Raw genomic sequence first — 22,017 nt, 5'->3', positions numbered from 1 at the left:
AGCTGCATTTATTTCGGGTTTTCCGGAAATTTATTTTAATAAGACCCCGGGTTGCCGGAAGGAATGCAGATCGGTCGATTTTTAGCTGATCGAGCCGATAACGACGAAACTGAAATTCCGGTCGGTATATTTTCCGTTTGCGTCGCCGGTTTGAATCGTGGCTCCGCTGCCGGAAAGTGCCGGAAAGATCACGTTGTCCAGCGTGTTTTGTCCGCCGCCGTATCCCCATTGCGAGCCGACAATCGCGGGCGTTTTGATGAATGCGGTATTGAACGAGAGCTGGTACGTGCCGGTGCTTTCGCGTTTCACGGCGAATCCGCCCGAGCCATCCACGACCGTGCCGTTGCCCTGCACGCTGCCCCACAGTGTAACTTGAGCCATGATCGTTTCTCCTTCGCTATTTTTCTAAAACAATATCGGGAATTGAAACGGAATGTCGATCGTATGCAGTCGGGATTCCCCGGATCGACAGCTGTATTGTATGTGATGGATTTTTAAAGCCGGGATCATCGGTAAATAATTTATTCTGGTTTATATTCCAAATAAATCGAATTTGTAATGACTGGCGCGAATTGTTGCGCAATATCGGCGCGTGGCGTCGGCAACCAATAAAAACCCGCATTTATCGGGAGCGGACCGTGGCATGCCGATCGCGGCGGGCAATCCGCGAGCGGCTGTGAACCCGACGCCGGGCTCAAGGCAAGAGGCACCACATCGCGAGAAACGGCGCGCTGCCCGAGCGCATCGCATGCACGATATTGGGCGTGTTGTGCAGCCCGCCGCCGATGCCCGGATCGAACCACGCGCCGTCCCGCTGGCGAAATTCACCCGCGGACAGCAGCACGTACGCCTCTTCCGGCAGATGCTGGTGATCGGGGTAGCGGGTAAAGGGCGCGATCAACGAAAACCCGAGCTGAACGTCGTAACGGCTCTCCATTCCGCCCGGCCCGCAGATCATCCCGTTTACGTGCTTCTCGACGTAATCTTCGCTCCCGTTCAACCCCGACGTTCGTCGTTGCCAGCCCAGCGAGGGTTCGAGCGTCTTGAGCGCGCGTGCCGCGGCGCGCAGGTCGGACGAATCGTCAAGAAGGGGCGCAAGCGCGGAATCGAGGAGGTCGCAGGCCGGATATCGTTTCGCGGCACGCATGCCATCGTGAGACGGATGCTCGAGGCGAGCGAAAACTTGCGCCGCTGCGTGGCGGGCCGCATCCGGCAACCTGGGCGACTGAAACAGGGCCCGGGCGATGGCGATGAAATGTTCGAGGTCTTCGTTGCGCGTGTACATGGTCCTCCATGAATGCGGTGACGGCCGTGTCGCATGCGTTGCGACGCGTTGAGTGCGTGGCGATTTCCCGTGAATGCCATTGCACGCTCTCGGGCGTTGCCCTCGGCCCGAATCATAGGCCAAGCGCGTCATGTCCGGCACGGCTGCCGTATCGCGTTCGGAAAGTCGATGCGGAAAACGGGCGGCTGCTCAGGATTTTCCCTTGATAGGACTTTCCCTTGATCCTGCGCGTGCCGCTCTGTGTCTCGCTCGAGCGGAAAGCGCTCGCGCAGCGATACCTCTCTCGTCGCGAAGGCCCGCCGGTATTGGCATTGTGCGCCGGCCGGCGCACCGTCCGAAGCACTATCTCAATCAGTGATCAGCAGCGGTGCCGAATGCGGGCGGTCGGCCATGCGTCGATCGTCGAGCGTCGCACGCCGCGCCAAGAAGCTCTAACAAAATGAATTTTGAAGCCGTCGCCGGCAAATGATGCAGGCGGCGATTCTCACGAATGCTTCATGGATCGCCGCGACGCGTTCAAACCGGATGCGCGGGCGTCTGAAGTTGTGAAGCCATGCGAAGGTACGCTCGACCACCGCATCTGCTACCGTCGAGCCATTGGTTTCTTCTCTTGTCGGCATGCATGATCACGCTCGCCGGCCTGAATACCCACAGATAGTGGCGCATAATGTTTTGATATCGACCCTTGGCAGAAAGAGGGTTTTATGCGCTGCACAATATGCGGATCCGAGAATCCTCCCGGTGCGAGGGTCTGCCAGGAGTGTCAGGCCGTGCTGTCCCACACTTGTCCGCAATGCGGGCATGAGGCCGAGCCAGCAGCCCGCTTCTGCAGCAATTGCGGGGCGTCGCTGGCTACACCCGCCGCTGCGCCGTCATTTTCTCGACCATCGGTTCGGGAGCCGCCGCCAACCCCCATTCATTACACGCCCGATCATCTCGCCGAGCGGATCCGTGCCGAACACGCGGCCATGGAAGCGCGCGGCGAGCCCGCCGGCGAGCGCAAGACCGTTACCGCGCTGTTTGCCGACATGGCCGGGTCGACCGCGTTGATCCACGATCTCGATCCCGAAGTGGCGCATCGCTTGATCGTGCCCGTGGTCGAGCTGATGATGGAAGCCGTCCACTACTACGAAGGGTACGTAGCGAAATCGCTCGGCGATGGCATCCTCGCGCTGTTCGGCGCACCGATCGCCCACGAAGACCATGCGCAGCGAGCGCTTTTCGCCGCATTGCGCATGCAGCAGGCGATGCGGCAGCATGGCGACCGCATTCGTCTGCGGGAAGGCATTCCTCTGCAAATTCGCGTCGGCGTTCATACGGGCGAGGTCGTCGTCCGTTCCATCCGCACCGACGACTTGCACACCGAATACGATCCGCTCGGGCATACGATCCACATCGCGTCGCGGATCGAGGGAATCGCCACGCCCACGTCGATTCTCGTCAGCGAGTCCACCCATAAGCTGGCCGAAGGCTATTTCGAGTTCAAGGCGCTCGGGGCGACGCAACTCAAGGGAATTCCGGCGCCGCTGTGCGTATACGAGGTGCTTGGCCTGGGGGCGTTGCGCACGCGCCTGCAGCTGGCGGCGCATCGCGGTCTCGCGCGGTTCGTCGGCCGTGAAACGGAAATGGACCATCTGAACCGGGCACTGGAGGCAATGAGGGGCGGGCATGGGCGCGTGGTCGGCGTGGTGGGGGAAGCGGGCGTCGGAAAGTCGCGCCTTTTTCACGAGTTCAAGGAGCGTTCACGGCGTGGCGCGCTGGTGCTGGAAACGTTTTCGGTCTCGCACGGCAAGGCGTTTCCCAATTTGCCGCTCATCGAACTCCTGAAGAACTATTTCCAGATCACGACGCAGGACGACGAGCGGCGCTGCCGGGAAAAGGTCATCGGCAAGGCGCTCACGCTCGAGCGCAGTTTCGAGGACCTCGTGCCATACGTCCTCTATCTGCTTGGAATAGGTGAGGGCGGGGCGATACTGGTCGAGATGGATCCGCAGATCCGGCGCGACCGCACCTTCGACGCGATCAGGCAGCTTCTTGCGCGAGAGAGCCGGAATCAGCCGGTCCATTTGCTGTTCGAGGATCTGCAATGGCTGGACCGTGAGACGGAAGCCTTCCTCACATACCTGGTCGACCACGTGCCGGACGAGCGAATACTCCTTCTGGTGAACTACAGGCCCGAGTATCGGCCCGCGTGGGACCGCGCGGTTCATTGCAGCAAAATCCGTCTCGAACCGCTGGGTTCGTCCGATGCTCAAGGACTGCTTACCGCGCTGCTCGGCGAAGATCGCACACTCGTGCCTCTAAAGCAGCTCATTCTGGAGAAGACGGAGGGCAACCCGTTTTTCATGGAGGAAGTGGTTCAGACGCTTGTCGAAGAGAGGTCGCTGCTCGGCGATGCCGGGCATTACCGCATCGTGGAGACCCCGGCGACGCTGCACATTCCCACCACCGTGCAGGGCGTGCTGGCTGCCCGGATCGATCGGCTTCCCATCGAGGAAAAGGAACTGCTACAGGCGCTCGCAGTGATAGGCCACGAGTTTCCGTTCAGCCTGATCCGGCGAATTTGCAGTGAAGCGCCGGCGCGGGACGATGAACTGCGTCGTCTGCTCGCCCATCTGGAAGCCGCGGAGTTCATCTACGAGCGACCCGCCTTTCCCGAGGTCAATTATTCATTCAAACACGCGCTGACTCAGGAAGTGGCCGGGCGCTCGTTGCTCACGGAACGGCGTACCACATTGCACGAGCGCACTGCACAGGCGATCGAGGTGCTGTTCCCGACGCGTATCGCCGATTACTGCAGCGAACTTGCGCACCACTACAGTCAGAGCGGAAACATTCCCAAGGCTGTCGAATATCTGCATCGTGCGGCGCAGCAGGCGCTACGTCATGCCGCCCACCCCGATGCAATGAGTCACCTCGGAGCGGCGCTTGCGCTGCTCGAGCGTTTGCCGGATACACCGATGCATGCGCATTGGGAACTGACGCTGCTGCTTTCCCTTGGGCCGGTCTTGATGGATGTCCGTGGGTATGGCGCGCCAGAGGTGGGCGTGACATACAGGCGCGCGCTCGAGTTATGCGAGCGGACCGGTGAGGCATCGCAACGCTTTGCGACGCAGTTGGGCTTGCGGATACACCATGTGGTGCGCGGCGAGTATGCAATCGCGACCGATCTGAGCAACCAGATGCTCGGTATTGCCAGGGATGCGAATGATCCAGGCATGCTCGTGGAGGCATATGGTGCGCTGGGCGTGTGTTTTTTTCTGCAGGGCGATTTCGGCGCTGCTCGCGCAAACCTGGAACAGGCCTGTGCGATCTACGATCCGAAGCAGCATCAGGCACACGTGTTCGCACACGGGGTGGATCCTGGTATTCGGGCGCTCAATTACCTCGTATTGACTTTGTGGTTTCAGGGCTATCCGGAACAGGCGCTCAAACGCAGCGCTGAAGCACTCACGCTCGCGCAGGGCCTTGCTTATGGGCCATCTCTGGCGTTCAGTCTTACCTACGCAGCCCACTTGCATCAACTGCGGAGGGAGCCGGCGCTTGCCGGTGAGCGTGCAGATGCGGTCATTGCCGTATCGACCGAGCACGGATTGCCTTACTGGCTCGCGTGGGGGACGCTTCTGCGAGGCTGGGCGACGAGCGAGCAAGGAAACATCCAGGACGGAATCGCGCAGATGCGGCTGGGCCTCGACGCGCAGCGGGCAGCCGGCGGCGAAGACCTGCGGCCATATTCTCTCGCGTTGCTCGCCGACAGTTACTGGCGTGCGGGCGACAAGAGGGCAGCACGAGACACGCTGGAAGAGGCGATGGCGATCGTCGAGAAATCCGGTGAGCATTGCTACGAAGCCGAGCTCTGCCGGCTCACGGGGATCTATTTGGCCGGAGAGGCGATCAAGGACGGCACGGCACCCGCACGCGATAACGAAGCCGTAGGCTGTTTTCACAGAGCGATCGCGCGAGCGCGCCGGCAGGGTGCCAGGGCGCTGGAATTGCGAGCAGCGTCGGACCTTGCGAGGCTATTGCAACGGCAGGGGAAGACCGTGGAGGCAAGGCGGGCGCTGTCCGAGGTGTACAGCTGCTTCACGGAAGGATTCGGCACGAGCGACCTGCGAGAGGCGAAAGCGCTGCTGGATGCTTTGGACGCGCGCGCCGGATGAATGGACCTGCGGCGCACGACGACGTATCGCGCGACGCCGTACCGTCCATTACCTGCCGCTGCTCCGCATAACGGAGAGCTGGGGAGACGGGCATGACGATCACGCACGCAAGACGCCGCAATGATGGACCGCGCAAACAGATCGCGCTGGCTTTGCAGGGTGGAGGGATGCATGGCGCATTCACCTGGGGTGTGCTCGACAGTCTGCTCGAAGACAGCAGGCTCGAAATAGAGGGTGTCAGTGCAACCAGCGCCGGCGCGATGAACGCCGCTGTACTCGCGTACGGGCTGCAAAAAGGCGGCGAAGACGGGGCGCGTCAGGCACTGCACGACTTCTGGCGGGCAGTCGCGCAATCGGCCGAGCGCTACAACCCGCTGCGTTGGGTGCCCTGGCTGAAGGGCTCGCACAGCTTCGGGCTCGATCATTCGCCGCTGTATGCATTCGCCGACATGATGCTGCGCGTTTTTTCGCCCTATCAGTTCAATCCGAACAACCTGAACCCGCTGCGCGAAGTGCTCGAAAGCCAGGTCGATTTCGACGCGCTGCGCAAGCACTGTCCGATCCGGTTGTACCTGTGCGCAACCAATGTCGAGACGGGGAAAATACGCATCTTCACGGGAGAGGATGTCAGTGCAGACGCGGTACTTGCGTCGGCATGCGTGCCGACACTGTTCCAGGCGGTCACGATCGATGGCGAGTACTACTGGGATGGCGGTTACATGGGTAATCCGGCCATCTATCCTCTCATCTACAATTGCGCGACGCGCGACGTCGTGATCGTACACATCAATCCGCTCGTGCGCCGCGGTGTGCCGATCACGGCTGCGGAAATTCTCAACCGTATCAGCGAGATCAGTTTCAATTCGTCGCTGATGCGCGAGATGCGGGCAATCTCGTTTGTCACCGACCTGATCCGGCAAGGCACGATAAAACGTGGCGAGATGAAGGAAATGCTGATCCATTCCATTCGTGCCGACGACGCTCTGTGCGCGTTGAGCGTATCGAGCAAGTACAACGCGGATTGGGGATTCCTCAGCGAACTGCATGACTACGGGCGACGCGAAGCGGATACGTGGCTCGCGCATCACTACGGAAACATCGGACAGCGGTCGAGTATCGACATCCGCAGTGAATTTCTCTGAGCGCATCGCGGTAATGTCGGCACCGGGCGATCATGCGCAGCCGTCCCGGGCCAAGGAGCGAACGTGAACCGGACGCGGGCGCGGTTCGTCGCGTTGTGGTCGTGCAGCGGCGGGACACATGCCGAGGATGTCTATCGCATGCTGGCGCGATGCTATATGGAGCCGGCGCGCCATTACCATACGCTCACGCATGTACGGCGATGTTTGCGTCATCTCGACCTGGCGCGCGACTCGATTCCCGAACCGGACGCCGTCGAGCTCGCGCTCTGGTTCCATGACGTGATTTTCGTTCCGGGCGCGCAAGATAACGAGCAGCGTAGCGCGGACTGGTTCAGACGCCAGGCAGGGGAGCGAATCCGCGCGTGCGACCGTATCTGCGCGATGATTCTCGCGACGACCCACTCGGGCATTGCCGCGGAACTGGATACCCGTTTCGTGTGCGACATCGACCTGGCAGTGCTTGGCGCTTCTCGCAGCCGATTTCGCGAAGACGGTCGGCGCCTCCGGGCAGAGCGCCCCGATCTTGACGACCGGGCTTACGACCTTCATGAACGGACGATTCTTCGTGGGTTACTCGCACGCCCGCGCATCTATCTCACGGATTTCTTCTACACGCGCTGCGAGACGCGAGCGCGCAGAAACTTGAGCTGGCGGCTGGGCTTGCCGAGTCCGGAATAGCCTCGACAAGCTGCTGTCGGCGTTCGCAATTGGCACTGGCGGTGCGATCGTCGATTTACCGGTGCCTGATTCGCTGACGATGCCGAGCGTCGGCGCGATGCACCGGCGGCCGAGCGGCGGCATGTTCGATGGAGAGTCCTGCGATCGCGATCTGCCGGCGCGCAAGTTCGCCGGGTTGTACTGATCCGCGCATCGCGCGGCTGTTCTCGCCCCCCGATTCACATATCGCCCGATCAGATATCGATCTCAAAAATAACCATTTGGTACACGCGTCGGCACGCATTACAGTCTCGCCTCCTGCTGCCGGCTGCGACGCCGGTTATTCCGACGTTATTTCAGAAATCTGCCAAATGAATCGTTTGATGCGTTCCAGGGTCCGCGGCGCCGCCGCCACACTGTTCGTGCTCGGCGCGGCGTGCACTGCTCACGCGGCTCAACCGACGCTGCGCGTCGGTATCGATGCCGAGTCGTATCCGCCGTTCTTCTCGAAGGACGCGACCGGCAAATGGAAAGGGTGGGAAATCGATCTGCTCGAGGCCGCGTGCGGCAAGCTGAACGTGCGCTGCGAACTCGCCGACATCGCGTGGGACGGCCTGATTCCGGCGCTGCAGAACCGCAAGATCGACGTGATCTGGTCGTCGATGACGATTACCGGCGAGCGGCAGAAAGCCATCGACTTCAGTCGTGCCTACTACGAATCGCCGACGGTATTCGTCGGCGCAAAAAGCGACCGGCGCCGCGTCGATTGCGCGGTGCCCGCGAGCTTCAAGGGCCGCGTGATCGGCGTTGAGGCCGGCACCAATTTCTCGGCCTTCCTCGATGCGCGATTCAAGCAGGACGTGCAGATCAAGGCCTTCGACAAGTTCGACAATGCGCTCGCCGATCTGGTCTCCGGCCGGGTCGATTACGTGCAGGAAGCGAAGGGCCTGTTCACGGCGTTCCTGTCGTCTCGCGACGGCAAGGATTTCGAGGTCAAGGCCACCTGCGCGGACAACCCGGTGCTGGGTCTCGGCGTCGGCGCGGGCGTGCGGCGCGGCGATGCGCTGCGCGACCGGCTGTCGGGCGCGATCGCGCAATTGCAGCAGGACGGCACGTGGGATGCGATCACCGCGCGCTATCCGAACCTGAAAGGCACGATCGAGAAGGGCCGTTGAACCGATGGCCGCAGACGATTCGTTGCTGGCGCTGCTCGCATTCGGCGACGGCGGTTACGGCCGCATCTTCGCGAGCGCGTTCGCGCTGACGCTCGGCGTCGCGGCCGCGTCGTTCGGTGCAGGCACGCTGTTCGGCATCGCCGGCGCGCTCGGCAAGCTGTCGCGGCACGCGGCGCTCGCATGGCTCATCCGGCTCTACACGACGCTGGTGCGCGCGCTGCCCGAGCTGTTGTGCCTGCTGCTCGCGTTCTATGCGCTCGCGCCCGCCGTCGAGGCCGCGCTGCGCCACGGCGGCCTGGTGCCCGACGGCTTCGCGTTTCCGTCGTTCCTCGTCGCCGCAATGTCGCTCGGTTTCATCCAGGGCGCCTATCTCACCGACATCTTCCGCGCGGCGCTCGTCAACGTGCCGATCGGCCAGATCGAAGCCGCGCATGCATACGGAATGACGCCGTGGCAGACGTTGCGACGCATCCGGCTGCCGGCCGCGGCGCGGCTTGCGCTGCCCGGTGTCGGCAACGTGTGGCTGAACGCGACCAAGGATGCGTCGTTCATCAGCGTGCTCGGATCGTTTACGGATCTGCTGAAGGCGAGCCAGCTCGCCGCCGGCGCGACCCGGCACTACGTGTTCTTCTATCTGGTCACGGCGGCGCTGTTCCTGCTGCTGAGCGTCACGTCGACGGGGCTGTTCGCCGCGCTCGAACGGTACGCGAACCGTGGCGCAACGAGCGCAACCGCATGAGCTTCTCGCTGCCGTTCCTGCTCGATACGGTGATGCCGAAGCTGCTCGCCGCGGTGCCTACGACGCTCGCGCTGATGCTGTTGTCCGGCGTGGCCAGCGTGCTGCTCGGCATGCCGCTCGCGCTGGCCGCCGGCGCACGCCGGGCGCCGCTTCGCTGGTCCGCACGCGGCTGGATCATGCTGATTCGCGGCACACCGATGCTGGTGCAGCTTTATCTGCTGTACTACGGATTCGGCCAGATCGTGCCGCGCGAATGGATGCGCGACAGCTGGGCGTCGCCTCTGTTGCGCGACGCGTTCTGGTATGCCGTCGTTGCCTTGAGCGTGAACGAGAGCGCGTATGTCGCGACGATCCTGCGCGGCGCGATCGCCGGCGTGCCGGCCGGCGAGATCGAGGCCGGCTATGCGTACGGAATGACGCGCGCGGGTGTGCTGCGCCGCATCGTCGGCCCGCGCGCGTGGCGGCTCGCGCTGCCCGCGCTCACTGGCGAAGCGATCCTGCTGCTGAAATCGACCGTCCTCGCGTCGACCGTCACGGTGTTCGACGTGATGGGCACGGCCAATACGCTGCGGTTCGAGACGTTGCGCGTATACGAACCGCTGGCCGGCGCGGCGATAGTCTATGTCGTGCTGGTCGCGCTGCTGACGATTCCTGCCGCCCGTCTCGAGAGACGCCTCAACCGCTACCTGACGCGCGAGTCGGACGACCGCGCACCCGCGCGCGCACGTAACGCGTCGTCGGGCGTGTGGGCGGCACCCAACTGATTCCCCTGTTCCGCATTGAGCATGACGATGTCCGATCCTCGACCCCTGCTGTTTTCCCTCTATGAACAAGCCAGCGTCGGCTGCGGCGGCGCGCCGAGCCTCTGGACCCATCCCGCCGACGAACGGCTGCGCGCCAATACGCTCGCGTACTGGTCGGACCTGGCGCGCAAGGCCGAGCAGGCCGATCTCGACATGCTGTTCTTCGCGGACGTGCTCGGCCTGTACGACGTGTACGGCGGGTCGGCCGACGCCGCACTGCAGTGGGCGGTCGAAGCGCCCGCGAACGATCCGATGATGCTGATCCCGGCGCTCGTCGCGCAAACCGAGCGACTGGCGTTCGGCGTGACCGCGAGCACGACCTACGAACATCCGTTCGCGCTCGCGCGCCGCTTCAGCACGCTCGATCACCTGAGCAACGGCCGGATCGGCTGGAACATCGTGACGTCCTACCTGACGAGCGCGGCGCGCAATTTCGGGCTAGACCGGATGATCGGCCACGACGAACGCTACGCACGCGCGGAGGAGTTTCTCGACGTCGTGTACAAGCTGTGGGAAGGCAGCTGGGCGGACGACGCGGTCGTCGCGGACAAGCAGGCGCCGCGCTATGCGCGCGGCGATCGTGTGCGGCCGATCGCACACGAAGGCGCGTACTATCGGGTGCATGGTCCGCACGTGTGCGCGCCGTCGCCACAGCGCTCGCCGGTGCTGATTCAGGCGGGCTGGTCCGGGCGCGGACGGCAATTCGCGGCGAAGCACGCCGAAGTGGTATTCGTCGCGAAGTCGAATCCGCACGAGATCCGCGCAGGCCTCGACGAGATCCGCCGGCTTGCAGTCGAAAACGGCCGCGCGGCGGACGACGTGAAGGCGCTGACGGTGCTGCGGATCGTGACGGCGCGCTCGTCGAGCGACGCGAAGGAGAAATACCATGCGCTGCAGCAGCACTATCACCTGCAGGCGCAGCTCGTCAGTTACGCGGGCGACACCGGCATCGACATCGATCGTTATGCGGACGACGAGCCGCTGACGACGCAGACCGAAGGGCTGACGTCCTACGTGCTGCGACCGGACGGCAGCGGCAAGCCGCTGACGGCCGGCGACGTGCGGCGCAAGTTCGCGAACGTCACGCGCGGCACCGACCTGATCCTCGTCGGTTCGCCGGACGAAGTCGCGGACCAGCTTGCCGAGCACGCGCAGCAGTCGACGACGAGCGGCTACATGCTCAATCCGTTGATCAGCCCCGGCACGCTCGACGATTTCGCCGAACTGATCGTGCCGGAGTTGAGGAAGCGCGGCCTGTACCGGACGACGTCGCCGGGCGGGACGTTCCGCTCGCGCCTGGGCGGCGGCGATCGCCTGCCGGATCGTGCGTATGGCGCGTCGTTCCGGCAGCCCGCGGCGGCCGGGCGCTGACGATGCCGGCCGCCCCTCGTGCCGGATCGAGATGGGGGACAGGCTGGTCGTGATTCAGTCGGCGCAGGTTCCGAATACGGATGTTTGACGGGTATGAGGGGCGTGCGGCTGGTGCTCCGCGCCGTCCGTACGATCGTGAAAACGCTGGAACGCGTCCATTAGCCGCGCGCGTTGCGCGGCCAGCGACGGGTCGCGCCGATCGCGCGGCTGCGCGACCGCGACGTGGATCTCGTCGTGGACGCGGCCCGGGTTCGGCGCGAGCATCAGCACGCGATCGCCGAGATACAGTGCCTCGTCGAGATCATGCGTGACGACGATCGCGGACATCCGGTGACGGTGAACCACATCGAGCAGCAGCGTCTGCAACCGCATGCGGGTGATCGCGTCGACCGCGCTGAACGGTTCGTCGAGCAGCAGCAGGTCAGGCTCGCCGAACAGCCCGCGCGCGATCGCGGCGCGCTGGGCCATCCCGCCCGATAACGTGACCGGCAACTGCCGCGCGGCGCCGGCGAGGCCGACTTCGTCGAGCAGCCGTGCGACAGTCGGCTCGCGGCCGCCTCGCGGGCCGGACGCGAAGCCGACGTTGTCCGCGATCGATAGCCACGGCAGCAGCCGCGGTTCCTGAAAAATGACGCCGACGCGCGGGGATGGCCCGTCGAGCGCCATTCCGTCGAGCTTCACGCTGCCGCGGAAGTCCGTGTCGAGACCGGCGACGATTCGCAGCAGCGTGCTTTTTCCGCAACCGCTTGGGCCAACGATGCAGACGATCTCGCCGCGGGCGACCTGCAGCGGGATGCCGGCGAGGATCGTGCGATCTCCGTAAAGCTTGCTGGCGATCCGCAGGTCGAGCAGCGGCGCATCGGTGCCCGCCGTCGTGTGCGCAGAAGGAAGCGTGCTCATTTCGACGCCTCGCGCGGCGTGTTGTCGAACGCGTCGCGCCAGCAGAGCCAGTGCGACTCGATGCGCCGCATCGCGCCGTCGGTCAGCTTGCCGAGCAACGCGAGCAGCAGGATCGCGCCGAACACGAGATCGGGGCGCCCGGTTTCCCGGCCGTCGCTCAACAGGAAGCCAAGGCCGCGCGTTGCCGCGATCAGCTCCGCGGCGACCATGAACATCCACGCAAGGCTGAGGCCGGTACGCAGGCCGGTAACGATTTGCGGCAGCGCGGCCGGCAGCAGGATTCGACGGAATAGCGCGATCGGGCCAAGCCGGTATACCGCGCCGAGCTCGACGAGCTTGCGGTCGACGTCGCGAATCCCGGCGACCACCGCCAGATGAACCGGAAAGAACGCGCCGATCGCGATCAGCGTGATTTTCGGCGCTTCATCGATGCCGAGCCACAGCAGCAGCACCGGCACCCACGCGAGCGACGGGATCGCGCGCAGCGCCTGGAACGTCGGCTCCAGCAGCGCGTCGATCCGTCGGCTCAGGCCCATCGCCGCGCCGACGACGAGCGCGAGCCCGGCACCGGCCGCGAAACCCGACGCAACCCGAAGCGTGCTCGCGCCGATATGGCGCGCGACGCGCGTGATGCCCATCCGGGCGAGCGTATCGAGAATCTCGCTCGGGGCCGGGACGAGATGGTCCGGCAGCCAGCCGTGCCGCACGCCATATTCCAGCAGCGCGAGCGCGGCGAACGGCAGCGCGAGGCCCGCGACGCGCCACGCGCGAAGCGGGTCGCGCCGGCTCGCGCGGGGCGATTCGGCGTGGCGGGGCGCGAGTGCGTCGTCGCGGGCAGCGGTGTCCGTCATCGGGGGCACCTCAGTGCGACGCGGCGACGAGCGGGCGCGCAAATGCCGGATCGATCAGCGTATCGACAACCTTCGCGGGATCGACGCCTGGCTTGGTTAGCTGTTCGGCCGTCAGCACCGGTGCCGCTGCCTTCAGCGCCGCGCGCTGGGTATCGCCCGGCACCGGGTCGCCAAAGTCGTTGCGCTGAAGCTGCAGTTTCGCGACCGGCAGCGATACCTTCGATTCGTCGGCGACGATCTGTGCGGTGTCGGCCGGATGCGCGATGATCCATTGGCGTGCGCGATCGTATACCTTCAGCACGCGCGTGACCGCCTGCGGGTACTGGCTGGCGAATGCGTCGCGGACGTTCAGGAACCCATACGTATTGAATGCGACGTTGCGGTACAGCAGGCGTGCGTTGTCGTCGAGCTGGGCGGCGGCCATGTGCGGATCGAGACCGGCCCATGCGTCGACCTGACCGTTCGCGAGTGCGGTGCGCCCGTCCGGATGCTGCAGGTTCACGATCTCCACATCGTCGCGCGTCAGGCCGGCCGTGTGCAACGCGCGCAGCGTGAACAGGAACGGATCGGTGCCGCGCGTCGCCGCGATTTTCTTGCCCTTCAGGTCCGCGAGCGAGCGGATCGGCGAATCCTTGCGGACCACGAGCGCAGTCCACTCGGGGCGCGAGAACACGTATACGGCGCGGATCGGGTTGCCGTTTGCCCGGGCGAGCACCGACGCGAGCCCCGCGGCCGATCCGAAATCGACCGCGCCGCTGTTCAGGTATTCCAGCGCGCGATTGCTGCCGAGACTCAGCACCCAGCGAATCGACGTGCGGTCGGCCTTGAACTCGTCGTCGAGCCAGCCGAAGTGGCGAATCACCAGGCTCTCAGGCGAGTAGTACGCATAGTCGACGCGGATTTCCGCGGGGGTTGCCGCACGTGCGTGCATCGATACGAGACCGGCGAATGCGGTAACGACGACGGCCGCGGATTGCCATGCGCGGGACCAGGACAGCTTCATCGGGGAATCTCCGGAAGAGCGGCAACGCGCCGCGAACAGGCAGGATGACCGTCCAATGTACCGAAGCGCCGGCGAATCGATAACGAAGAAATCCACGATTGCACATGCACGCTGCTGCTAAGCGCACGCGACGAGCAACTTTATGACGCACACCGAATAATTTATCGCTTTATATCGCTTGGGATAACCGGATCGCGAGAACAGAATCTCCGCTGCCGGAACTCGACGACAGTACGTGCCGACGGTTGGGCATTCGCTCCATGCGCTGTCGACAGCGAATGCGCGTGCTGGGTTCCTGGCTCCCGTGGATATCGCCGAGCATTCGGCGCAACAAAGGAAAGCGATGAGTTCGATCGATCTGAACGCGGTCACGCCGGTTTCCGCGCCTATCCGCTCCGCGAGCGACGTGGCGCGCCTGATCAATACGACGGACAGCTCCGTCAGCCATGCGCGGATGATCGTGCTGCTCGCTCTCGGCGGCGTGTTTCTCGATGCGTACGACCTGACGACGTTGTCCTACGGCATCGACGACGTCGCGCGCGAGTTCGGTCTGACGCCCGCGCTGATCGGGCTGGTCGGTTCGGCGATCATGATCGGCACGATCTTCGGCAGCCTGATCGGCGGATGGTTGACCGACAGGATCGGTCGTTATCAGGTGTTCATGGCCGACATGCTGTTTTTCGTGATCGCCGCGATCGCGGCCGGGCTGGCGCCGAACGTCTGGGTGCTGATCGGCGCACGCTTCGTGATGGGGCTCGGTGTCGGCATCGACCTGCCTGTCGCGATGGCGTTTCTCGCGGAATTCTCGAAGTTCAGCGGCCGCGGCAACAAGGCGTCGCGGCTCGCCGCGTGGTGCCCGATGTGGTACGTGGCGTCGTCGGTCTGTTTCCTGCTGATCTTCGGCCTGTATTTCCTGTTGCCGGCCGAGCACGCGGGTTGGCTTTGGCGCGCGTCGCTGATCTTCGGCGCGGTGCCCGCGCTCGTCATCATTCTGGTCAGGAATCGTTTCATGAACGAGTCGCCGCTATGGGCCGCGAACCAGGGCGACCTGGCCAATGCCGCGCGAATCCTTCGCGAGTCGTACGGCATACACGCACACGAAGCGGAGGATGCGCGACGCGAGCCGAGCCAGCCGCCCGTGCGGATTCGCGTGCTGTTCCAGCGCCCGTATCTCGGGCGCACGATCGTCGCCAGCGTGATGAACCTGTGCATCCCGTTCGAGTACACGGCGATTGCGTTCTTCCTGCCGTCGATCCTGTCGCAGTTTCTCGGTGCGGGCGTGTTCGAGACGATCGCGGCGTCGCTCGCGTTGAACGTTCTGTTCGCGTTTACCGGCGGCTTGCTGGGCATGCGCCTCGCGTATCGATATCCGTCGCGTCATGTCGCGATCACGGGCTTCGCGCTGCAGTTCGTCGCGCTTGTCGCGCTTGCGCTGGCCGGGCATCCGCACGGCGCGCTCGCGGTCGGCATCGTGCTGCTGATGCTCGGCACCTGGCTGTTCGCCGAAGGTTTCGGGCCGGGTGCGCAGATGATGATCTATCCCACCTTGTCTTACCCGGCGGCGATCCGCGGCACCGGTGTCGGCTTCGGGCGTTCGCTGTGCGGCATCGGCCAGGCGCTTGCGCTGTTCGTGCTGCCGATCCTGCAGGCCCGTCTCGGTACGGATATGTTCTGGGTCGTCGCGATCAGTGCGGTCACGCCGATCGTGTTTCTGTTGATCGTGCGTTACGAGCCGACGGCGCGCGACATCGACGACGAAAGCGCCGCGTAAACGCTGGCGGAGGAGCGTTCACCGCCCCGGAAAATACCAACGGCTTCGTCGGACCGCACGAAGCCGTTTGCGCTGAAGCCGGTCGCCGCAGAATGCGGGCAAGCCGGCTTCGACCTTGCCGTCACGCGCTGACGGTCTCCCGCCCGGCATCGCGCTTGACCTGCTCGATATCGCGAAACTGCGCGGCCGGATGCTCGTCCGGCAGCCGCGCCGTGCCGCCGAACAGTTTCTCGCGCAGCGTGCCCGGCGCATACTGCGTCGGATAGACGCCGCGCCGTTGCAGCTCCGGAACGAGAAAGCGCACGATGTCTTCGAAGGTTTCATGCGCGACCGCATACGCGAGATTGAAGCCATCCACGTCGGTTGCGGCAACCCATTCCTGCAGGATGTCCGCCACGGTCGCTGCCGACCCGACGAACACCGGGCCGAGTCCGCCGATGCCGCCCCATGCCGCCAGCGCCTCGATCGTCCACGCGGTGTCGCCGCCGGCGAGGTGCTCGACCGCCGACACGATCGCATTGGTTTCGACGCGCCTGACCGGATCGGCCGGCGCATACTGGCCGAAGTCGATGCCGGTCCAGCCGGACATGAACACCAGCGAGCCGTCGTACGACACGTAGCGGCGGTACTCGTCGAACTTGGCCTGTGCTTTTGCGTCGGTTTCGTCGACGATCACCGTGACGAGGTTGTAGATCAGCACCTTGCGCGGATCGCGGCCCGCGGCGGCGGCCTGCGCGCGCACATCGGCCACGTAGCGCGCGAGCTGCTCGCGGGTCGGCGCGGCGACGAACACGCATTCGGCGTGTTGCGCGGCGAACGCCTTGCCGGGGCCGGACGCGCCGGCCTGGAACAGCACCGGCGTGCGCTGCGGCGATGGTTCGCACAGATGATAGCCGGGCACGTCGAAGAAGCGGCCCTTGTGGCCGATCTCGTGCACCTTCTCGGGATGCGTGAACACGCGGCCGTCGCGATCGCGCACCACCGCGCCGTCTTCCCAGCTGCCCTCGAACAGCTTGTACAGCACCTCGACGTATTCGGCTGCGACCGCATAACGGTCGTCGTGCGTGCGCAAGCCGTGATCGCCGACGTTCTTCGCGCCACTTTCCAGATAGGACGTGACGATGTTCCACGCGAGCCGGCCCTTGGTGTGATGGTCGGCGGTCGACAGCCGGCGCGCGAACGTGTACGGGTGCTCGAACGTGGTCGACGCGGTGATGCCGATGCCGAGATGTTCGGTCGCCATCGCGATCGGCGCCGCGAGCTGCAGCGGGTCGTTGACCGGAATCTGCGCGGCCTGGTGCAGTGCGTGGTAGTTGCTGCCCTTGTAGACGTCGTAATAGCCGATCACGTCCGCGATGAAGATCGCGTCGAAGATCCCGCGTTCGAGGATGCGGGCGAGGTCGGTCCAGTAATCGAGGTCCTTGTACTGCCACGAACGGTCACGCGGATGCGCCCACAGCCCCGGCGACTGATGGCCGACACAGTTCATCTCGAACGCGTTGAAGCGAATGGTCTTGCTCATCGCGCGACTCCCGGTTCCGCGCCGGCGCTCGTGCCGTTGCCGACGCGCCAGACGAACGGCGGCGTGCGGCCGTTGATGACCCAGTCGCCGACGATCCTGGCCTTGTAGACGAGCGGATTGTGCGACGACACCGTGCGCGCGTTGCGCCAGTGTCGGTCGAGCGCGGTCGTGCTGCGCGTGGCGGACGCACCGAGCGCGTCGAACAGGCGTGTCGCGGCGCGCAGTACGAGTTCGGACACGACGAGCTGGCTCTGCGCGGATTCGATTTCGGCCGCGACGTTCGCGTCGTGCTCGGCCTGTTCGTCGCCGCCGAAGCGGGCTTCGTAGGCGAGCTGAAGCGGCTGCGCGGCGCGCAGCGCGAGCGCGTCGGCCGCATACGCCCACGATGCGATCTCGCCGATCACCTGCTGCAGCTGTGCGTCGTCGCCCGCGCGCGGCGCGTTGCCGTGGCTGTACACGCGGGTGCGAGTGCGCACGAGCGCGCCCGCATCGCGCACGATCGCGTGGCCGATGCCGGCCAGCGTCGCAACGTGGAAGAGCTGGTAGAACGCGGTCTGGTACTTGAAGCGGCGTGCGAAGTCGATCACGTTGTCGGCGTCGACCGTCGCATTCTCGAAGTGCGTCGTGCCGCTGCCGGTGGTCGTCTGGCCGAAGCCGTCCCAGTCGTCTTCTCTGATCACGCCGGGCTGCGCGGTCGCGACGGCGACGATCACGTCGCTGCCGTCGTGCGCGCGCTGCGCGAACACGTCGATCCAGTCGGCGAACAGGCTGCCCGTGCTGTAGAACTTTCGCCCGTTCAGCACGAGCCGGCCGTTCTGCTCCGACACCTTCGTGATGGTCTGGCCGAGCGGCACGTCGCCGGCCTCCGACCACGCGTTGCCGACGAGCTGGCCGCTCGCGAACCGGTCGAACCATGCCGTGCGTTGCGGTCCGGGCGGCGCATTCAGCCAGTCCTCGACGAACGCGAAGTGTCCACGCAACGCCTGCGGCAGATTGGAATCGGCGGCGGCGAGCTCGATCAAGAGCCGGAACAACTGCGGCAGCGATGCGCCGGCACCGCCGTCTCGTACCGGCAGCCGCACCGCGCCGAAGCCGGCCGCCTTCAGCCAGCCGATCGCTTCGTGCGGCAGTTCGCGGCGGCGTTCGCGTTCGGCGGTGCCAGCAGCGATGCGGTCGAATATCGGCCGGAACCGGCTCGCGAGTGCGTCGTAGTCGGTGCCGGTGGAAAGGTCGGTGTCTGCGTGCGACGAAGTCATGCGGATTTCCTCGAAGGGCGGGGCCGTTTGCGCCGGGAGGCCAGTATAGGAAGCGCGGGGCGTGCGTTCCAATAACGGATTCGCAGATCGTTATCGTCGATGAGCATTACGCGGACCGGCTGGGGACGCTCCGCCGTTCGGGCATCGATTGCGAAGCTGAAGCATGATGCCGCGTACGTGATTCTCGATATCGTTTGTGATCCGAAGGAATATCGTTACGAGAATCGCTCGGTTTGCCGACCTGCAGCGCACTGCTAGATTGAATGCTTTCGCCATTCGACAGGAGAGCCCGATGTCAGATACGAGCGCCACGATTCAGGAGCGGCCGGCCGAAGCGAAACCGCAAGCGGCCCGAGTGATCGCCGACGATGCGCAGGCGATCGCGGCCGCGCATGTGCTGGCGCAGCGGCTTGCGGAAGGCGCCGCCGAACGCGATCGGGAGCGCCGGTTGCCGCGCGACGAGATCGAATGGTTCTCGCAGTCGGGGCTATGGGCGATCACGGTGCCGAAGGCATACGGTGGCGCGGGCGTATCGCATGTGACGCTCACCGAGGTAATCAAGATCGTCGCGGCGGCCGATGCGTCGCTCGGACAGTTGCCGCAGAACCATTTCGGGCTGGTCGACGTGATCGCACTGGTTGGCACCGATACGCAAAAGCGCTATTTCTTCGCGGAAGTGCTGAGCGGCAAGCGGTTCGGCAACGGCTTCTCGGAGAAGGGCACGAAGCACGTGCTCGATCTGAAGACGCGCGTGCGCCGCGACGGCGACGACTATGTCGTCGACGGCACGAAGTTCTACTCGACGGGCGCGCTGTTCGCGCATTACGTGCCGGTGCTCGGCCTCGACGATGCGCAGCACGCGTGGCTTGCATACGTGCCGCAGCCGACGCCTGGGCTGACCGTGATCGACGACTGGTCGGGGTTCGGGCAGCGCACGACCGCGAGCGGCACGGTGGTGCTCGACGGCGTGCGCGTGCCCGCGTCGCATGTACTGCCCGCGCAGCGCGTATCGGACGAGCCGACGCTCAACGGCCCGCTGTCGCAGATCATCCAGGCGGCGATCGATGCCGGCATCGCGAAAGCGGCCATCGACGATACGCTGGTGTTCGTGCGCACCCGTACGCGGCCATGGGTCGACAGCGGCGTCGAACGGGCGGCAGACGATCCGCTGATCCTCCGCGAGATCGGCCGTCTGCATATTCAGCTTCATGCGGCGGAAGCGCTGCTCGAACGCGCGGCGCGCACGCTCGACGAGATCGGCGCGCGCGGCACGGTGACCGATGACGATGTCGCGCGCGCGTCGGTCGCGGTCGGCGAAGCGAAGGTGTTGACGACCGAGATCGCGCTGCTCGCGGGCGAGAAGCTGTTCGAGCTGGCCGGCACGCAGTCGACGCTCGCCGAGCACAATCTCGACCGGCATTGGCGCAACGCGCGCACGCATACATTGCACGATCCGGTGCGGTGGAAGTATCACCTCGTCGGCAACTACTACCTGAACGGCGTGCGTCCGGCGCGCCATGCGTGGAATTGAGCCGCTCGCGATCCGGCCGATAGCGGATACGCACGTTTCGCAAGTCGCCGACGGTGGCCGTGATTTGCGGATGATCGGTTGATTTTTTGGACCGGAGCTGCGCTCTGGCTCGCCTCCCGAGGCAGGCAAGCCGAATGCGGATCCACGCTTCGTGGCTTGCCGCGGTGACGGACGAACGGCTCGTGGCGGTGAATGGAGTTCGACACCGCCGCTGACAGTCCGGTTCGGGCACTCGCCCTTCGCGCGTCAGTACGCCGAATCGCTGCCGCTCCGATCGGTGACGATCGCCACCCCCGAGCTCGTGCCGAGCCGCGTCGCGCCGGCCTCGAGCATCGCGAGCGCGGCCGCGCGGTCGCGCACGCCGCCCGATGCCTTCACGCCGAGGTCCGGCCCGACCGTGCGGCGCATCAGCGCGACATCCGCGAGCGTCGCGCCGCCGTGGCCGAACCCGGTCGACGTCTTCACGAACGCGACGCCGAGATCGCGGCACATCTCGCACACGCGCACCTTCTCGTCGTCGCTCAGCAGCCCCGTCTCGAGGATCACCTTCAGCGGCACCGCGCCGCATGCGTGCTGCACGGCCGCGATGTCGGCCTTCACGTCGTCGGCGCGGCCGCTCTTCAGCGCGCCGAGGTTGATCACCATGTCGATCTCGCCGGCGCCCGCCGCGATCGCAGCCGACGCCTCGAATGCCTTCGCGGCCGACAGCGCCGCACCGAGCGGAAAGCCGACCACCGCGCAGACGAGCACGCCGGTATCGGCCAGCTCGCGTGCGGCGAGCGGCACGTTCGCCGAATTCACGCAGACCGAGTAAAAGCGATGCGCGGCCGCCTGGCGGCAGAGTTCGCGGATCTGCGCGTCGCTCGCGTCGGGCGCGAGCAGCGTGTGATCGATGGTTTGGGCGAGTTGGGCGTTGGAAAGCGGCATGTTTCAGGACTCCACGGATCGTGTGCCGGAAAGGCACACGGAAAGTTGATGTTTTCACATCGGTTTGTTACAAATACGACATTCCGGCCGGGCTCGCGCGCTCGGCACGACGAGCGACGAGTGCGACAGGCACGCAGGATACAGGCATGGAAACGAAGAAGGGCGAACGGATCAAGACGCTGATGAACGTGCTGCAAGGGCAGAACGCGATTCATCTGAGGGAAGTCGCCGAGCTGTTCGGCGTGTCCGAGATGACGATCCGCCGCGATCTCGCGGACAACCCGCACGGCCTGAGCCTGATCGGCGGCTACGTGACGCGCCATTTCGCCGCGCAGCGCAGCGACATCGGCGAGTACCTGATCAGCGCCGAGAACAACCGTCAGACCGAGGAAAAGCGTCGCATCGGCAAGCTGGCCGCGCAGTTCGTGACGACCGGCGACACGATCTTCGTCGACTGCGGCTCGACCACGCCGTTCATCGTCGACTTCATTCCGGACGACCTCGAATTCACGGCCGTCTGCAATTCGCTGAACGTGTTCGCGAAGCTGCAGCAAAAGCCGCATTGCAGCGTGATCCTGTGCGGCGGCGCGTATCACCGCAAGAACATGGTGTTCGAGTCGGTCGCCGAAACCGGCATCCTCGACACGGTGCGCGTGTCGAAGGCGTTCATCTCCGCGGCCGGCGTGAGCGACCGCTGCGGCGTCACGTGCTTCAACTTCCACGAAGTCGACGCGAAGAAGAAGGTGATGGCGCGCGCGCAGAACCGCTTCCTGCTCGTCGACCACACGAAGTTCGACGAAGTGCGCGCGGCCTATTTCGCCGAACTGACCGACTTCAACTATGTGATCTCCGACGGGCAACTGGCCAGCCGCTACGAAACGGCGATCCGCGAACACGGGATTGCGCTCGTGACCTGACGCAACG

The 22,017-nt window shown here is 64.9% G+C and carries 18 protein-coding genes and 1 pseudogene; 10 read left to right on the top strand and 9 right to left on the bottom strand.

Features of this window, described 5'->3' with window-relative positions:
* Positions 1-81: 81 nt before the first annotated feature.
* From ACNQQL_RS18155 to ACNQQL_RS18145, 3 genes and pseudogenes are all read right to left on the bottom strand, one after another.
* Positions 82-381: a hypothetical protein gene (locus ACNQQL_RS18155; RefSeq protein WP_347064967.1), complete on the bottom strand. Its 300-nt coding sequence runs from the start codon at positions 379-381 to the stop codon at positions 82-84.
* A gap of 313 nt (positions 382-694) precedes the next feature.
* Positions 695-1,285 (bottom strand): dimethylsulfoniopropionate lyase, encoded by a 591-nt coding sequence (locus ACNQQL_RS18150; protein ID WP_175748090.1) that lies wholly within the window; start codon positions 1,283-1,285, stop codon positions 695-697.
* A gap of 431 nt (positions 1,286-1,716) precedes the next feature.
* Positions 1,717-1,860: pseudogene (locus ACNQQL_RS18145) on the bottom strand (IS5/IS1182 family transposase); the annotation flags it as partial.
* A gap of 129 nt (positions 1,861-1,989) precedes the next feature.
* Here ACNQQL_RS18145 and ACNQQL_RS18140 point away from each other — a divergent pair.
* From ACNQQL_RS18140 to ACNQQL_RS18110, 7 genes are all read left to right on the top strand, one after another.
* Positions 1,990-5,445, top strand: a complete 3,456-nt coding sequence (locus tag ACNQQL_RS18140; protein WP_347064966.1) for an adenylate/guanylate cyclase domain-containing protein — start codon at positions 1,990-1,992, stop codon at positions 5,443-5,445.
* 92 nt (positions 5,446-5,537) lie between these two features.
* Positions 5,538-6,587, top strand: a complete 1,050-nt coding sequence (locus ACNQQL_RS18135) for a patatin-like phospholipase family protein (protein WP_347064965.1) — start codon at positions 5,538-5,540, stop codon at positions 6,585-6,587.
* 138 nt (positions 6,588-6,725) lie between these two features.
* The gene (locus ACNQQL_RS18130; RefSeq protein ID WP_177318358.1) at positions 6,726-7,265 is read left to right on the top strand and encodes a hypothetical protein; all 540 of its coding nucleotides are present in this window, start codon (positions 6,726-6,728) and stop codon (positions 7,263-7,265) included.
* A 350-nt stretch (positions 7,266-7,615) separates the two neighbouring features.
* The gene (locus tag ACNQQL_RS18125) at positions 7,616-8,419 is read left to right on the top strand and encodes a transporter substrate-binding domain-containing protein (protein WP_347064964.1); all 804 of its coding nucleotides are present in this window, start codon (positions 7,616-7,618) and stop codon (positions 8,417-8,419) included.
* A 4-nt stretch (positions 8,420-8,423) separates the two neighbouring features.
* Entirely contained in the window at positions 8,424-9,158 is a 735-nt protein-coding gene (locus tag ACNQQL_RS18120) for an ABC transporter permease subunit (protein ID WP_347064963.1), read from the top strand.
* Complete coding sequence (locus ACNQQL_RS18115) at positions 9,155-9,922, top strand: ABC transporter permease subunit (protein WP_347064962.1); 768 nt, start codon at positions 9,155-9,157, stop codon at positions 9,920-9,922. The genes ACNQQL_RS18120 and ACNQQL_RS18115 overlap by 4 nt, the downstream gene beginning before the upstream one ends.
* Positions 9,923-9,949: 27 nt before the next feature.
* The gene (locus tag ACNQQL_RS18110; RefSeq protein WP_347064961.1) at positions 9,950-11,332 is read left to right on the top strand and encodes an LLM class flavin-dependent oxidoreductase; all 1,383 of its coding nucleotides are present in this window, start codon (positions 9,950-9,952) and stop codon (positions 11,330-11,332) included.
* 54 nt (positions 11,333-11,386) lie between these two features.
* Here the strand turns inward: ACNQQL_RS18110 and ACNQQL_RS18105 are convergent, their stop codons facing one another.
* From ACNQQL_RS18105 to ACNQQL_RS18095, 3 genes are read right to left on the bottom strand one after another with little or no spacing between them, the layout of a single operon-like run.
* Positions 11,387-12,232 carry an ABC transporter ATP-binding protein gene (locus tag ACNQQL_RS18105; RefSeq protein ID WP_347064960.1) on the bottom strand — a complete coding sequence of 282 codons (846 nt, stop codon included), beginning with the start codon at positions 12,230-12,232 and terminating at the stop codon, positions 11,387-11,389.
* Positions 12,229-13,083, bottom strand: coding sequence for an ABC transporter permease (locus ACNQQL_RS18100; RefSeq protein WP_347064959.1), 855 nt, complete (start codon positions 13,081-13,083; stop codon positions 12,229-12,231). The genes ACNQQL_RS18105 and ACNQQL_RS18100 overlap by 4 nt, the downstream gene beginning before the upstream one ends.
* A gap of 10 nt (positions 13,084-13,093) precedes the next feature.
* A complete protein-coding gene (locus ACNQQL_RS18095) occupies positions 13,094-14,086 on the bottom strand; it encodes an aliphatic sulfonate ABC transporter substrate-binding protein (protein WP_347064958.1) in 993 nt (330 codons plus the stop codon).
* A 343-nt stretch (positions 14,087-14,429) separates the two neighbouring features.
* On the opposite strand from ACNQQL_RS18095, the gene ACNQQL_RS18090 reads away from it, so the two are divergent.
* Positions 14,430-15,857, top strand: coding sequence for an MFS transporter (locus ACNQQL_RS18090; RefSeq protein WP_347064957.1), 1,428 nt, complete (start codon positions 14,430-14,432; stop codon positions 15,855-15,857).
* 121 nt (positions 15,858-15,978) lie between these two features.
* On the opposite strand, the gene ACNQQL_RS18085 is transcribed toward ACNQQL_RS18090, so the two are convergent.
* Both ACNQQL_RS18085 and ACNQQL_RS18080 read right to left on the bottom strand, forming a co-directional pair.
* Positions 15,979-17,379, bottom strand: a complete 1,401-nt coding sequence (locus ACNQQL_RS18085; RefSeq protein WP_072437734.1) for an LLM class flavin-dependent oxidoreductase — start codon at positions 17,377-17,379, stop codon at positions 15,979-15,981.
* The gene (locus ACNQQL_RS18080) at positions 17,376-18,635 is read right to left on the bottom strand and encodes an acyl-CoA dehydrogenase family protein (protein WP_347064956.1); all 1,260 of its coding nucleotides are present in this window, start codon (positions 18,633-18,635) and stop codon (positions 17,376-17,378) included. The genes ACNQQL_RS18085 and ACNQQL_RS18080 overlap by 4 nt, the downstream gene beginning before the upstream one ends.
* 292 nt (positions 18,636-18,927) lie before the next feature.
* Here ACNQQL_RS18080 and ACNQQL_RS18075 point away from each other — a divergent pair, with 292 nt between their 5' ends.
* The gene (locus tag ACNQQL_RS18075; protein WP_347064955.1) at positions 18,928-20,166 is read left to right on the top strand and encodes an SfnB family sulfur acquisition oxidoreductase; all 1,239 of its coding nucleotides are present in this window, start codon (positions 18,928-18,930) and stop codon (positions 20,164-20,166) included.
* A gap of 246 nt (positions 20,167-20,412) precedes the next feature.
* Here ACNQQL_RS18075 and deoC read toward each other — a convergent pair whose 3' ends face one another.
* Positions 20,413-21,093 (bottom strand): deoxyribose-phosphate aldolase, encoded by a 681-nt coding sequence (deoC, locus tag ACNQQL_RS18070; RefSeq protein WP_347064954.1) that lies wholly within the window; start codon positions 21,091-21,093, stop codon positions 20,413-20,415.
* Between the two features lie 146 nt (positions 21,094-21,239).
* Here deoC and deoR point away from each other — a divergent pair, with 146 nt between their 5' ends.
* A complete protein-coding gene (gene deoR, locus ACNQQL_RS18065) occupies positions 21,240-22,010 on the top strand; it encodes a DNA-binding transcriptional repressor DeoR (protein WP_347064953.1) in 771 nt (256 codons plus the stop codon).
* The last annotated feature ends 7 nt before the right edge of the window (positions 22,011-22,017 follow it).

The organism is Burkholderia sp. LFS061 (assembly GCF_047978125.1).
GTDB classification, from domain to species: domain Bacteria; phylum Pseudomonadota; class Gammaproteobacteria; order Burkholderiales; family Burkholderiaceae; genus Burkholderia; species Burkholderia pyrrocinia_C.
The sequence above is the reverse complement of the archived record's forward strand: the minus strand, read 5'-3'. Positions and strand labels throughout refer to the sequence as shown.